13 protein-coding genes are annotated in these 13,581 nt (G+C 63.9%); 8 read left to right on the forward strand and 5 right to left on the reverse strand.

Annotation, left to right across the window (positions count from 1 at the left end):
* Positions 1 to 19: 19 nt before the first annotated feature.
* The 4 genes from VGG51_02860 (at position 20) to VGG51_02875 (ending at position 5,143) form a co-directional block, all read left to right on the forward strand.
* Complete coding sequence (locus tag VGG51_02860; GenBank protein ID HEY1881966.1) at positions 20 to 2,557, forward strand: DUF6600 domain-containing protein; 2,538 nt, start codon at positions 20 to 22, stop codon at positions 2,555 to 2,557.
* A gap of 105 nt (positions 2,558 to 2,662) precedes the next feature.
* Positions 2,663 to 3,235, forward strand: coding sequence for a hypothetical protein (locus tag VGG51_02865; GenBank protein HEY1881967.1), 573 nt, complete (start codon positions 2,663 to 2,665; stop codon positions 3,233 to 3,235).
* Between the two features lie 34 nt (positions 3,236 to 3,269).
* Positions 3,270 to 4,541: a Glu/Leu/Phe/Val dehydrogenase gene (locus VGG51_02870; GenBank protein HEY1881968.1), complete on the forward strand. Its 1,272-nt coding sequence runs from the start codon at positions 3,270 to 3,272 to the stop codon at positions 4,539 to 4,541.
* Positions 4,484 to 5,143: an alpha-ketoglutarate-dependent dioxygenase AlkB gene (locus VGG51_02875; GenBank protein ID HEY1881969.1), complete on the forward strand. Its 660-nt coding sequence runs from the start codon at positions 4,484 to 4,486 to the stop codon at positions 5,141 to 5,143. The genes VGG51_02870 and VGG51_02875 overlap by 58 nt, the downstream gene beginning before the upstream one ends.
* A gap of 13 nt (positions 5,144 to 5,156) precedes the next feature.
* On the opposite strand, the gene VGG51_02880 is transcribed toward VGG51_02875, so the two are convergent.
* Entirely contained in the window at positions 5,157 to 5,480 is a 324-nt protein-coding gene (locus VGG51_02880; protein HEY1881970.1) for a hypothetical protein, read from the reverse strand.
* A 25-nt stretch (positions 5,481 to 5,505) separates the two neighbouring features.
* On the opposite strand from VGG51_02880, the gene VGG51_02885 reads away from it, so the two are divergent.
* Positions 5,506 to 7,053 (forward strand): peptide ABC transporter substrate-binding protein, encoded by a 1,548-nt coding sequence (locus tag VGG51_02885; GenBank protein ID HEY1881971.1) that lies wholly within the window; start codon positions 5,506 to 5,508, stop codon positions 7,051 to 7,053.
* Positions 7,054 to 7,056: 3 nt separating this feature from the next.
* Here the strand turns inward: VGG51_02885 and VGG51_02890 are convergent, their stop codons facing one another.
* Genes VGG51_02890 through VGG51_02905 form a run of 4 tightly spaced genes read right to left on the reverse strand, consistent with a single transcriptional unit; the run spans position 7,057 to position 10,948 of the window.
* A complete protein-coding gene (locus tag VGG51_02890) occupies positions 7,057 to 8,484 on the reverse strand; it encodes an alkaline phosphatase family protein (GenBank protein HEY1881972.1) in 1,428 nt (475 codons plus the stop codon).
* A gap of 2 nt (positions 8,485 to 8,486) precedes the next feature.
* The gene (locus VGG51_02895) at positions 8,487 to 8,864 is read right to left on the reverse strand and encodes a hypothetical protein (protein HEY1881973.1); all 378 of its coding nucleotides are present in this window, start codon (positions 8,862 to 8,864) and stop codon (positions 8,487 to 8,489) included.
* Between the two features lie 12 nt (positions 8,865 to 8,876).
* Positions 8,877 to 9,593: a phosphoribosyltransferase gene (locus VGG51_02900; GenBank protein HEY1881974.1), complete on the reverse strand. Its 717-nt coding sequence runs from the start codon at positions 9,591 to 9,593 to the stop codon at positions 8,877 to 8,879.
* Positions 9,533 to 10,948: an alkaline phosphatase family protein gene (locus VGG51_02905; protein ID HEY1881975.1), complete on the reverse strand. Its 1,416-nt coding sequence runs from the start codon at positions 10,946 to 10,948 to the stop codon at positions 9,533 to 9,535. Before VGG51_02905 ends, VGG51_02900 begins: the two co-directional genes overlap by 61 nt.
* A 296-nt stretch (positions 10,949 to 11,244) precedes the next feature.
* On the opposite strand from VGG51_02905, the gene VGG51_02910 reads away from it, so the two are divergent.
* The 3 genes from VGG51_02910 to VGG51_02920 all read left to right on the forward strand — a co-directional run bounded on the left by VGG51_02910 (position 11,245) and on the right by VGG51_02920 (position 13,538).
* A complete protein-coding gene (locus tag VGG51_02910) occupies positions 11,245 to 12,486 on the forward strand; it encodes a S53 family peptidase (protein ID HEY1881976.1) in 1,242 nt (413 codons plus the stop codon).
* A 49-nt stretch (positions 12,487 to 12,535) separates the two neighbouring features.
* The gene (locus tag VGG51_02915; protein HEY1881977.1) at positions 12,536 to 12,898 is read left to right on the forward strand and encodes a hypothetical protein; all 363 of its coding nucleotides are present in this window, start codon (positions 12,536 to 12,538) and stop codon (positions 12,896 to 12,898) included.
* Between the two features lie 73 nt (positions 12,899 to 12,971).
* The gene (locus VGG51_02920; protein HEY1881978.1) at positions 12,972 to 13,538 is read left to right on the forward strand and encodes a hypothetical protein; all 567 of its coding nucleotides are present in this window, start codon (positions 12,972 to 12,974) and stop codon (positions 13,536 to 13,538) included.
* Positions 13,539 to 13,581 lie beyond the last annotated feature (43 nt).

A 13,581-nucleotide genomic window follows, 5' to 3' on the forward strand; every position in this document is an offset into this window, starting at 1 on the left:
AGGGGAAACGAACACAGATATGACTAGCAAGTGGTTTACAAGCGTCCTTTGCGGCGCCGCGCTCGTCGGGGTCAGCCTCGGCAGCGTGACGCCGGTTTCGGCCGACCAAGCGGCACCGAGCCAGAACGGCCCCGGCGTTGCCCGGGTCAGCGTTCTGAACGGACCCGCGGTCGTCCAGCGCGGGGACAGCAACGAGCAGGTGAAGGCGGTCATCAACGCCCCGCTGCTGCCTGGGGATTATCTCTCTACCGGGCAGACGACTCGTGCCGAGTTACAGTTTGACGGTTATACTGCCGTGCGTTTAGGCGGCAACGTTCAGGCGCGCATCACCAACGACGACCCGAACAACCGCCAGCTGCAGCTTGCCGACGGGACGATCGAAGTCGGGCTGGTTCACGACTCTCGTGCGTTCCAGGTCGACACGCCGTCGATCAGCGTGCGCTCGCAGCAGAAGGGCGACTACCGAGTCTCCATCACGCAAGACGGCTCGACGTGGGTGACGGTCCGCCGCGGCCAGGCCGAAGTCATCACGCCGCAGCAGAAGTACGACCTGCAGTCCGGGCGGACGCTCGTCGCGCGCGGCGCGGCCTCGGATCCGTCGATCAGTTATACGACGGCGGTCGGGTTCGACACATTCGACGATTTCAGCGCAAAGCGCGACCAGACGATGGTCGCCGCGCTCGACTCCAGCCCGAACGTCAGTCCGGATATCGCCGGCTACGATAACCTCAGCCAGTACGGCCAGTGGCAGGACGTCGCGGGTTACGGCCAGGCGTGGGTTCCGAATCAGTCTTCCGACTGGGCTCCATACCAGAACGGCTCGTGGACCTGGGAAGACGGTTACGGCTGGACGTGGGTCTCGGCTGACCAGTGGGGCTGGGCGCCGTATCACTACGGCCGCTGGTTCTACGCGAACAACTCAGGCTGGGCGTGGCTCCCTCCGGCGTACGTCGGGTACTATAACGCACAGCCGGCTTGGTCGCCCGCACTTGTTGGATTCTTTGGATTCGGCCTGAGCGTCGGCGGCGCGGGCTGGGGCGTTAGCGCCGGCTTCGGCGGCTATCCATACGTCGGCTGGTATCCGCTGGCTCCGTACGCTCCGTACTATCCGTGGTACGCGGGCTGGGCCTGGACGGGATACGGCTGGGGCTGGCCGCGATACGGTGGCGGCTACGGCTACGGCCGCGGCTGGAACACGCGGATCGTCAACGTGACGAACATCCACAACTACTACGGCAACTTCGGGCACCACGGCGCTACTGGAACCATCGTTGGCAACTTCCAGCACGGAAACTTCGGTCACATGATCGCCGTCAATCCGAAGATGATTTCGAAGATGGGCACGATCCAGGGTGCCGTGCCGGTTACCCCGGGCCGCGAAAACCTTCGCTTCGCCTCCGGATCGCGCGGAACGGTCAGCGCTCCGGTGACGATGTCGAAGAGCTTCAACTCTCCACGCTTCGCGTCGAATCGCGCACTCGCCGCACGGCCGGCCTTCGAGACTCAGCAGCGCGCGGTCTCGCAGGCGATTCGCGGCGATTCCGGCCGCAACAACGCGCCAGTATCGCGCAGCAGCGAGATGACGCGCGGTAACGAAACGCGCGGCAACCTCGATTCCGGCCGCAACAATGCGCCAGTATCGCGCAGCAGCGAGATGACGCGCGGTAACGAAACGCGCGGTAACGAAACGCGCGGTAACGAAACGCGCGGCAACGAAACGCGCGGCAACCTCGACTCTGCGCGCACGAACGCGCCGACCTCGTCGTGGCAGCGCTTCAATAGCGATCGCGGAGTTGCGCACGGCGGCGCGCAAGGGCAGAGCGCGATGACCGGCTCGCAACGTAACGACTCGAATCGCGGAATGACCGAAGGCTCACGTTCGAACGCGCTCCAGGGATCTGGTTCGCAAAACCGCAGCGTCTCGGATTCGTGGAACCGGTTTTCGCAAGAGCGCGGCGGAGCCTCGAGATCGATCGATCGCGGCGGTATCTCAGGATCGAACGACCGCGGCTTTTCGACCCGAAACCAATCCTTCGGCAGTACACCTCGCAACGCGTCCGTCGGCTCGGAACGCCAAACGTCGGCCCGCGATCCTTACGCGGTGCAGTCGTCGCGCAACTCCGCGCCTTCATACTCGCGCGGCAGCAGCTCCTATCCCTCATACTCGCGCGGCGAATCGTCCAGCAGCGCTCGCAGTCCGTACTCCGAATCACGTAACGCCGCGCCCTCGTACTCGCGCGGCAACGGTGGGGGCGGCTCGTATCCGTCGAACTCGCGCGGCAACGGCGGCGGGGGTGCGTATCCGTCGTATTCACGCGGCAACGGTGGAGGCGGTTCGTACCCGTCGTACTCACGCGGCAACGGTGGAGGCGGTACGTATCCGTCGTACTCACGCGGCAGCAGCGGAGGCGGTTCGCATCCATCATACTCGCGCGGTAACGCAGGCGGCGGCGGTTCGGCGCCGCGAAGTTCCGGCGGCGGCGGAGGCGGCGGTCGCAATGGCGGCGGCGGCGGAGGCGGAGGAGGCCGCGGCGGCGGCGGGCGCCCACCGCAATAAACAAACACGCAATCAGCCAATCAGGGCGGTGCCAAGGCGCCGCCCTTTCGCTTGCAGAAGGCGGACAGCCAAGACAACCGTGTTTCAATCCGCTAAGGAGGCCTCATGAACCCGTTACGCTTTTCGCTGGGCGTAGGAGCGCTATGCTTGCTAAGCAGCCTTCCTGCGATCACTGCGGCGCAGTCGACGAACGTCGCAATGTCGCAGGCTTCGCAAGTGACGATGCCGCACCCAATCCAGGTCAACGCCTGCAACCCTGAGCGCAATGTCAGCTATAACTACGCCGGATACACGCCGGGATTCTATCCCTCGTACGGTCTCTACGGCCGGTACTGGGGCTGGCCGTCGGTCTACGGCCCGACGTACTACCAGTCTCCCGTCGAGAACGACCCGACGCTCGGCATCGACTACGTCAACGCCACACACCACGTTATGAAACAGATCGAATTCGGGCTGCTGGTCAAGGGCAATCTCGTCGCTGAGGTAAAAGACGTCGGCACCTTCTCTCCGGGCGCCGAGATCAAGCACAAGTTCGGGCTGAGCCCCAACGTCTTTCCGCTTCAGACGAGCTTCGCGAAATGCGTACCGCTGAAGATTGCCTTCGCCGACGGTTCGCACTGGAAGAATCCGCACTTGCCGGCCTATCGCGCCAGCATGTACGGCCACCCGCACTACTAGAACCACACCCAGCGTAACCAGAGTAGAGGAAGTCATGGCTCAAGATCTCTCCGCCGTTCAATCGCAAGACAACGTTTGGGATATGGCCACGCGTCAGCTCGATGAAGTGAGCCGGCTCATTGGCCTCAACGAATCACTGCATGGATACCTGCGCCAGCCTAAACGCGTTCTCGAGGTCTCCGTTCCGGTGCGAATGGACGACGGAGCGTTCCGCATGTTCACCGGGTACCGCGTGCAGCACAACATGTCGCGCGGGCCCGGGAAGGGCGGCATCCGTTTCCACCCCGACGTCACGCTCGACGAAGTCAAGGCGCTCGCGATGTGGATGACCTGGAAGTGCGCGCTCGTGAACATCCCCTTTGGCGGCGCCAAAGGCGGCGTGATCTGCGACCCCAAGCACATGTCGATGCAGGAGCTCGAGAACCTGACACGCCGTTTCACCAACGAGATCTCGATCATCATCGGGCCAGAGAAAGACATCCCCGCGCCCGACGTCTACACGACGCCCCAGATCATGGCGTGGATCATGGACTCATTTTCGATGCAGCACGGCTATTCGATCCCGGGCGTCGTCACCGGTAAGCCGGTTTCGATCGGCGGCTCGCTCGGGCGGGACAAAGCGACGGCGCGCGGCTGCGGCTACGTCGTCGACGAAGCGATGGCGGAGCTCGGCAAAGAGATCGCCGGTGCGCGCGTCGCCATCCAGGGATTCGGCAACGCCGGCATGTACGCCGCGCAGCTGATGTCCGACATCGGCTATAAGATCGTCGCGGTCTCCGACTCGCACGGCGGCGTCGCCAACGAGGACGGCCTCGACGTCAAAGGCTTGATGGCGCATAAGGGTGAGACGGGATCGGTCACCGGCTTTCGCGGCGGCGAACGCATCGACAACCGCGCGGTGCTCGAGTTCGATTGCGACGTGCTCGTCCCGGCGGCGCTGGAAAAAGTCATCACCGGCGAGAACGCGTCACACATTCGCGCGCGAATCGTGGCGGAGGCGGCCAACGGACCGACGACACCCGACGCCGATGCGATCCTCTTCGATCGCGGCATCATGGTGCTGCCGGATATTTTGGCCAACGCCGGGGGCGTGACGGTTTCGTACTTCGAGTGGGTTCAGGATCTGCAGGCGAACTTCTGGGAAGAGGCCGAGATCAACGAACGCCTCAAGCACAAGATGGTCCGTGCGTTTCGCGAGACGCACGAACAGGCGAAACGCCACGGCGTTTCGATGCGTCAGGGCGCGTATTGCGTCGCGGTTTCGCGCGTCGCCGAGGCGACGAAACTGCGCGGCCTGTATCCCTGACCCAACTGGGAATCTTCGGCGACGGGCGGCGGACGCTGGTCGCCGACGAAACCGGCACGATCTACTACATCCCGCGGTTCGCGGATTCGGCGACCGCGGCGGCGTGGTTCGAGGCGCTGCGCGACGGGATTCCGTGGCAGAGCGAACGGCGCTGGATGTACGATCGCAAGGTCGACGTGCCGCGACGAGTCGCGCGGTACCGGCTCGACGATCCGGAGTTGCCGCCGGCGCTCGCGGAGATCGCGGCCAAGGCGGGTGAGGTTACCGCGACACGCTTTAACAGCGTGGGGCTGAACCTCTATCGCGACGGGCGCGACAGCGTCGCGCCGCACAACGACCACCTTTACGAGATCATCGAGAACCACCCGATCGCGCTGATTTCTTTGGGAGCGACGCGGCTGATGACGATTCGCAGCAAAGGCCCCCTCGATTCGGGCCGGCGTAAATCGCGGCGAGCCCTCGACATCGATCTCGAGGCCGGCAGCCTGCTCGTGATGAGCTACGAGACGCAGCTGCATTACGATCACGGCGTGCCGAAGGCAAAAGGCACGGTGGGGCCGCGAATTAGCGCGGCGCTCCGGGTCCGTCCGAGTGTGGGCTAGGAAACTGTCGCTCCTAGACGCCGATCTGGCCGAGATCGGCGAAGAAGCGCTGCGTGCGCGGATCGTCCCACCAGTTGACGACGATCGCTTCGAGCTCCGGCAGCAGCCGCAGCCGCGCCACGTGCCCCTCGACGACGCTGCGATCGGGCGCGTCCTTTTTCAATTCGCCGTCCAGCTGGTCGATCGCCGCGTGCGCTTCGTGCTCTCGGGGCAGGGCGTCGTGGAGCTTTAGGATCGGCAGCATCGTCTCGGCCTGGGTGATGAGCTCCTCACCCGCAACCATGCCGGTGGCGTCGGCGTCTTCCACGCCCTCCCGGCGATTCGAATTCTCGTCCATATGGAGCATCCTACCCGTTTTGACGATGGCGCTCCTGGTCGCGACGGCGTTGTCCGCTTGCCAACGCCCGGGCCCGCAAGCGCACGTGCTCGCGATCGCCGACAACGTCGATCCGACGTCCCTCAATCCGTTGCTCGCGCACGACCAGGACACGATCGGCTACGACTTGCTCGTTACGCAGACGCTCGTCGGGCTCTCGGCGGAGAACCGGCTGGTTCCGATTCTGGTGACGCGCGTGCCCTCGCGCGCCAACGGCGACATCTCGCGTGACGGCAAGACGATCGTCTATCATCTTCGGCACGAGGTGCGCTTCGCCGACGGCAGCGAGCTGACGTCGGCCGACGTCGCGTTTACCTATCGCGCGATCGTCGATCCGCGCAATCCTGTCGAATCGGTCGACGCCTATCGGCGAATCGCGGCGTTGCAGACGCCGGATCGCTACACGGTCGTCGTGCGCTTGCGCAATCCTTGGAATGCGGCCGTCGCCGAGCTCTTCGCCCAGGCCGATTTCGCGTTCGGGATCTTGCCGGCGCACGCGTTTTCGTCGACGGACGTGCGGCGCGGCGCGTGGGATCAGCTGCCGTTTGGCACCGGACCATTTCGCGTGACGCAGTGGCAGCGCGCGAACCGCATCGTCCTCGAACGCAATCCCTACTTCGGACCGCAGCCGCGGCTGCGCCGCATCGTGCTGTCGCTCATCCCGACGACGCAGAGCTCGCTGCTGGCGCTAAGTACCGGCGAGGTCGACGTTACCGAGATCGGTTCGGCGCAAGTGCCGCGAGCGCGGGAAATTGCGCACGCGCGCGTCGTCGTCACGCCGGTCAACGGCGTCTATTTTTTAATGGCGCAGACGACGGCGCCGCCGACCCGCGACGTCCACGTGCGGCGCGCGATCGCCGAGGCGATCGACGGCGGCGAGATCGTTCGCGCCGCGTTTGGCGTGCTGCGGCCGGCCGATTCGTTTCTCCCGCCGGTCTTTGTGTGGCACGACGGCGGCGCGATCGGGAACGGCCCAGCGGCGGCGGCGCGCGAGCTTACGTCGGGCGGCTGGCGGCGCAGCGGAGGGCATTGGAGTAAGGGCGGCGTTCGGCTGAGCGTAACGATCGCGCTTGCGCCCGAGCGGGGAACGTGGATGCAGGTCATCGAGCAAGAGCAGCTTCAGCGCGCGGGAATCGACGCGGCGCTCAAGCCCTATCCGGCTTCGCTCTTCAACGCGCCGGGCGGGCCGCTGCGGACCGGTGCCTTTACGCTAGCGGCGGCGCAGTGGATCGGGGCGGCAGATCCGGAGCAATCGGTGATCTTCGCCTGCAGCCAGCGCGGCGGCAACGGGAACAACTCGATGAACTACTGCAATCCGCGTTTCGACGCGCTCTTCGAGGATCAGGCGACGACCGGCGATCCGCGGCGCCGGCGTGCCGACTTCGTCGCGATGCAGCGGATCGTGCGGCAAGAGGTTCCGGCGATTCCGGTTGCATTCGAATCGAACGTCGACGTCGTGCGCGACCGCGTCAGCGGATTCCGGCGGAACATGCTGATGTATCCGGTCGGCGCGGAGTACTGGGACGCGCGTTAAGGCCTATCCCGGGACGCCCCCGTCGTGCTCGATGATTTGGCGAACCACGTCACCCGCCGGCGGCCTGCAGTGGGGTTTCGGCGGCAACGGCGCGGCCGTGAATGTATTTGGTGTCTGCGTGAAGTTGAAGCTGTCCATCAGGGAGTTCGCCGAGGCGTCGGTCGTGCCGAGCGAGCCGAGCTTGAACGTCTCTTCGATAAAACGCAGGATGCTGCCGTAGTTGTACTCCGTGTGTGAGACGTTGTGGGGTAGAGCGTACGGCGAGATAACGAGCAGCGGAATGCGCATCCCGTCGCTCGTATAGTTGACCTGCGGAGGAGGAACGGGATCGTACCAGCCGCCCCAGTCATCCCAGAGCAGTACGATCGCGGTGTTCTTCCAATATCGGCTCGTGCCGGCGGCGTTGACGACGCTGGTCACCCACCGCGGTCCGCCGTTGCAGCCGCTCGCGGGGTGATCGGAATCAAAGAGCGTCGGAATCACCCACGATACCGCGGGCAGGCTCCCGCCCTTGAGATCCTTGAAGATGTTGGTGTTTGGGACGCTGATGTGGTTCTTCCAGTCGCTGCTGTAACGGAACTTCTTGATGGCGTCGAAGCCGTTCCACGCGGTTCCGGAGAAATCATAGTACGGCTTCCTCGCGTCCAGCCCTTGCATCACGTAAAACTGATAAGAGACGCCTTTTGCATCGAGCAAATCAGCGATAGTCCGATACTGCGTGAAGCACGGAAAGGAGAGCTTTGTCGGCGGATCCGGAATTACCCGGCCGTCCCTCAACAGAAAGGGCGTCGAAATGCCCGGGGGTGCGTCGCAGCCCCAGGGTGTAGTCGGCGGCTGGTCGGTCAGCGATTCGCGGTCGTTGATCCGAACCGTTCCCGAGAGGATCAGCTGGTGGGCGATAAAACTCGAGGCGGTATCGGTCAAGAACATTTTGTCCGCGAGCGTGTACTGCTGCGCGAGCTTCCAATAGGGGGCCGTTTCCTGACGATCCACGTACGCGTAGGGAAAGCTCTTGGCCGGCGCGGACTGACCCGACTCGCCGTAGCGAATTAGATTGAAGCCATCCCTCGCGCAGACGTTGGAGGCGCTGACGTCGCACTCGATGCCGAAGCCGTTATGGCTATGATCGATGTCTTTGCCGAAATCCGGCGTGCCGGTTTTGAGACTGACCGCGTGCAGCCGAATGATGTGGTTCCCCGTGCACCATTTTGCGGCTTGCCCCTTCGGCTTGCAGGGGCCCGACATCGCCGTCGTCGCGCCCGGAAAGCCGGCGAAGATGTTGTTGAAGCTGCGGTTCTCCTGCACGAGGATAATGATGTGCTGGATCGAGTGCTGCGCGACCGGCTGCGGCGGCGTCACGACGCTCGAGCTGTTACACCCGGCAAAGGCGAGCGTCAGGAGGAGCGGGAGAGCGCGCAGCGCCTTGCGCACAGCTACGTCGGTGCGGGCATCGGCGTCGCAGAGGTCGAGGGTTCGGGCGTCGGCCCGTTGAGCGCTTCGATCGTCGAACAGATCGTTCGCGAGCCGAGTTTATAATCTACGACCTGGCCGCCGGCAGCGGTCGTTGCCGTGCCGCCGACGGTTACGTTCTCGTCGGGGGGCAGCGCGACGCGGTTGTAGAGCAGATCGACTTGGCGCGCCATCGTGCCTTCGTCGCGATTGCTATTAAGGTTGTCGTCGAACCAAGCGCAGCCGTTAGCGGTGTCGGGAAGGCCGGTGAATGTGTACAGAATCGGCTGAGCCGATGCGGCGCTGCCGGCAATGGCGAGCAGCGCGGCGAAGACCGTGGCGGCGGTAGAGGTACGCTTCATCGCGATTTGATTCTACACGCTGCCGCCTTGCCCCGTCCGCCCAGCGGCCGTATCGAGCAGTTGGCGGACCTCCTCGTCACGTGTCTGCTCGAAGTTTTCATAAAAGAGACCGACGGCAACAAACGGCTCCGGGGTGTAGGGGCAGACGACGCGATCGGCCACGTCCGTAAGTGCTTCGCAGGTTCGATACGCGGCGACCGGGACGGCGACGACGATCTCGGCGGGGCTGCGTTTGCGCAGCGCGGTCACGGCGGCCCGCATCGTCGCGCCGGTTGCGAGGCCATCGTCGACCAGGATCACCGACTTGCCCGCGACCTCTGCTTGCGGGCGTTCGTCGCGAAAGATGCGTTCGCGGCGTGCGACCTCCTCGATCTCCCGCGCGACGACGGCCTGCACGTCCCGCTCGTCGATTCGCAGCGAGGCAACGATCTCACGGTCGAGCACGCAGGTGCCGTCGCTCGCGAGGGCGCCCATCGCGAGTTCGGCGTGCCCCGGAACGCCGAGCTTGCGCACGACGTAAACGTCGAGCGGAAGCCCCAAGCGCTGTGCAACCTGCGCGCCGACGGGAACGCCGCCGCGGGGCAGTGCGAGCACGACGGCGTCGGGCCGGCCGGCGTACTCCTGGAGCGCCTCCGCGAGCTTTGCGCCCGCCTCAGCGCGGTCTTTGATTATTCCGGAACGCCTCCATCGTGCTCGATGATCTGCTTTGCGGTCGGCGAGCCGGAGCAGTTGCCCTTCGGCGGCAGCGGCTCGGGCTTAAATGTGATGCCGCTCTGGTTAAAGTTGAAGATGTCGGCCATCGAGGTCGACGTCGCGTCGGTCGTGTGCAGCGAGCCCAGGCCGAAGTTCCCCTCGATGAACTTCAGGATGCTGCCGAACTCATACTCGGTGTGTACGACGGTGCTCTGCTGCGCCCACGGCGAGATCACGATCATCGGAACGCGCATACCGAGGCTCGTATAGTTGGTTTGCAGCGGCGGCGCGGGGTCGTACCAACCGCCCCAGTCGTCCCAGAGCAGAATGATTGCGGTGCTATCCCAGTATTTGCTCTTGCCGATCGCGTTTATCACGCTGGTAACCCAGTGCGGGCCGCCGTTGCATCCGCTGGCCGGATGATCGGAATCTGCCAGCGACGGAATAACCCACGAAAGCGCGGGCAACTTGCCGTTCTTCACATCGGTAAAAACGGTGCTGTTCGGCATGCTCATGTTGTTCTTCCAGTCGGGGCTATACCGAACTTTTTTGATGGCGTCGAACCCGTTCCAGACACCGCCGGAGAAATCGGCGTCCTTCGATCCCTGGTAGGCGTCGACGTAGTACCGCCAGGAGACATTTGCCTTATCGAGCAGGTCGGCAATCGTGCCGTACTCCGTGAAGCAGGGGAACGGCAGGCCCTTATGCGGCGGCATAATTTCTGTTCCGTTTTTCAGTAGAATCGGCGTTTGCGTGCCGGGCGGCGCGTCGCACCCCCAGGGTTGAGCGTCCGGTTGATCGGTCAGCGACTCGTGGGAGTTCAGCCGCACCGTACCGGAGAGAATCTCCTGGTGAGCGATGAAGCTGCTCGCCGTCTCGGTGAAAAACATCTGGTCGGCGAGCGAGTACTGCTTGGCAAAATTCCAGTACGCCTTCGACTCGGAGCGCTCGATGTACGCGTACGGATAGGTCTTCGCGAGGCCGGCTCCGCCGGATTCGCCGTATCGGATCAGGTCGAACCCGTCGTTCTGGCAGACGCCCGATGCGTTTGCGTTGCACTCAGTAAGGAAACCGGCGTGACTGTGATCGATGTCGATGCCAAGCCCGAGGTTGCCGCTCGATTCGAGGGTAACCGACTTCAGCTTGATCGTGCCCGACTTGCACCAAGGCTTGATCACGCAAGCGCCCGTCATCGTGCTCATCGCGCCGGGGAAGCCGGCGAAAATATTGTTGAAGCTGCGGTTCTCCTGCATCATGATGACGACGTGCTGGATCGAGTGCTGAGGCTGGCTCGTGGGCCTCGGACCGGGCACGATCGTGTTGTTCGTGCTGTTGCAGCCCGCGAAGGCTGCGGCGCAGATAAAGACGACGGCCGCGTATAGTTTCTTCACTTATCCCCTCCAGAAGGCGCTGACGGGCTGTCTTTTGCAATAGCGAGTCGGGCGCCTTCCCCCTTTGCTCGCCTGCACGATCGTGAAAACCGCATTAAAGCACCCTTTACGCAGTGTGCGAACGCTTGGCTCGGCCGCCACGTTAAGGGAATAGGGGCTGCGACGTTGCACGCAGGAGACCACAGCGGCGCGTCGCAGGCTTCAAACCCGCAGATAGGAGTCCGATCTTGAGATTCTCATCCTTTGCTTCCCTTAGTTTAGTTATCGCGCTCGCAGCGTGCAGCAGTACCGGGGCAATGAGTTCGATGCCCTCCGTCGGCAATGCCGCACCTCCGGCCACGATCAGCACGCAAGAGCCGGCGCCAACCTCGGTCGAGACGCCGGAATCGGAGCTCACCTCGCAACCCAACGAACCCCAACCCAAAGAAGCTCAACCCAAAGCGGTGATCGCGCATCCCAGCGCGGCGCAGCTCGGCCTCTGGCCGCGCGCCGGACGCGCGGCGCGCGTCTGTGCCGCCGTCGGAAACGGCTATGCGCGCTGTCAATCCTGGGTTCGTACCGATGTGAAGGGCCTCGTTCGTAAGAACACGCCGAGCGGTTACGCTCCCAGCGATCTGCAGACGGCCTACGGGCTGACGTCGTTTAGCGGGAGCAACGGCCGGGGGCAGACGGTCGCGATCGTGGATGCCTACGTCAATCCGAACGCGGCGAAGGATCTCGCGGTCTATCGCGCCCAGTATGGACTATCCGCCTGCGCGGGATCGAACGGCTGCTTTACGACCAAAGCCTTCGGAACCAAAGCCGACGCAGGCTGGGCGGAAGAAGAGTCGCTCGACGTCGACATGGTCTCGGCGATCTGCCCGAACTGCAAGATCCTGTTGGTGGAAGCGGCTACCAACAGTCTGGCGGCGCTGGTAACCGCAGAGAAGTACGCAACGGCCCACGCAAACTACGTGAGCAACAGCTGGAGCGGCAACGAGGGTACGCAGAAGTACGACGCCAGCTTCAACGTCAGCGGCATCGCGATCGCGGCGGCAACCGGCGACAACGGCCACAATACCACGGCGCAGTGGCCCGCGATTCTGCCGAGCGTCATTGCGGTCGGTGGAACGAGTCTGACGAAGATCAATCCGCGCACCGAGTCTGCTTGGTCGGGCGCGGGCAGCGGCTGCAGCAAGGTTTATGCGAAGCCGAGTTTCCAAAACGGGCTGAGCACGGGCTGCTCGCTGCGCGCCCAAGCCGACACCTCGGCCGTCGCCAATCCGAATACCGGCGTCGCCGTCTATGATACCTATCGACAGAGCGGCTGGCTGGTCTTCGGCGGAACGTCGGTCGCGACGCCGATCATCGCCTCGGTCTACGCGCTGGCCGGTACCGGCGCCAATAACAACAATACGTACCTCTATGGGCACGCCTCGAGTCTCAACGACGTCGCAACCGGCAGCGACGGCAGCTGCGGCGCGCCGATGTGCACCTCCGGGAAAGGTTGGGACGGCCCGACTGGTTTGGGCACGCCAAACGGGATCGGCGCCTTTTAGGAGAGTTCTAACGTTGTAAGACCGCCGCGACGGGTAAAAAGCGAGCGTTATGAAATTCTACGCAGGAATGACTTCGCTGGTCGCGGCGGTACTGCTCATCGGCGGTGCCTCGATTGCGCCGGTCGCAGCTCAGGACTACGGCGCGGGCGTGCCCGCGTACACCACCTGGCAGCCCGACTGGGACGTCTATAAATACGATAAGCGGCACGTGATGTTGGGAACCGTAACCGGCTTTACCCCGTACAGGCTGACCGTGCTGCGCCACAACGGCATCGTGCAGACGGTCGATCTCAAGCACGGCACGATCATCTACCCGACCGGCGGAACGCCGGCCCAGGGCGAACGGGTCTCGCTCGTCGGCTATTACAGCAACGGCACGTTCGTCGTGAATCGGGTGATCTTGCATCCTTAGCACGGCGGTAGCGTCTGCGCCACCCGTTCTCGCACGGGTGGCGCAGCGCTTTACCCAGACATCCCGCGGGATCGTGAGCTTCCGGCTGCACCGCGTGCTCGACGTGCACGCCGGTTTCTCCAGGCGGCACGAAGATATCGTCCTGACCGGCGTCTATCAGAACGGCAGAGTTGCCCGCGTGCGCGTCATCAACTACACGATCGACGGGCGGCCGGCGGACGTCCAGCAGCAGGCAGCGCTCGCCCAAGCGTATCAAAGCCCGAAGCCCGGCGAAGCGTTCGCGCTGCCGTTCGATGCGCGTAATGCCAAGGACTACTCGTACCAGGAGCAAGGGCCGGGCACGATCGCTTTCGCATCCACACTGCACGACGCCGGGCACGGTAACGGAACCTTTACGTACGACGCAACTTACAACGTGCTCGCCTATACGTATCAACCCAACGTCTTGCCGCCGCATGCTACCTGGGGCGAGATCGCCGACCGGCGGGCCGAAGTGCTGCCCAACTACTGGGCCGTCATCCAAGAGACGCAGAACTACAAAGGTAGCTACGGCCCCTTCGCGGGGGCGGCGACCGAAGAGGTCGACTACACCGATTTCCGCCGGTTTTCGAACCTTCGAAGCGCGCTTGCCGCGCTGTAGGAGTCTATCGGGCTCTTAGGGGAAGGCTTTGCGTCGCGCCCGG

Source organism: Candidatus Cybelea sp. (assembly GCA_036489315.1).
Taxonomy (GTDB): domain Bacteria; phylum Vulcanimicrobiota; class Vulcanimicrobiia; order Vulcanimicrobiales; family Vulcanimicrobiaceae; genus Cybelea.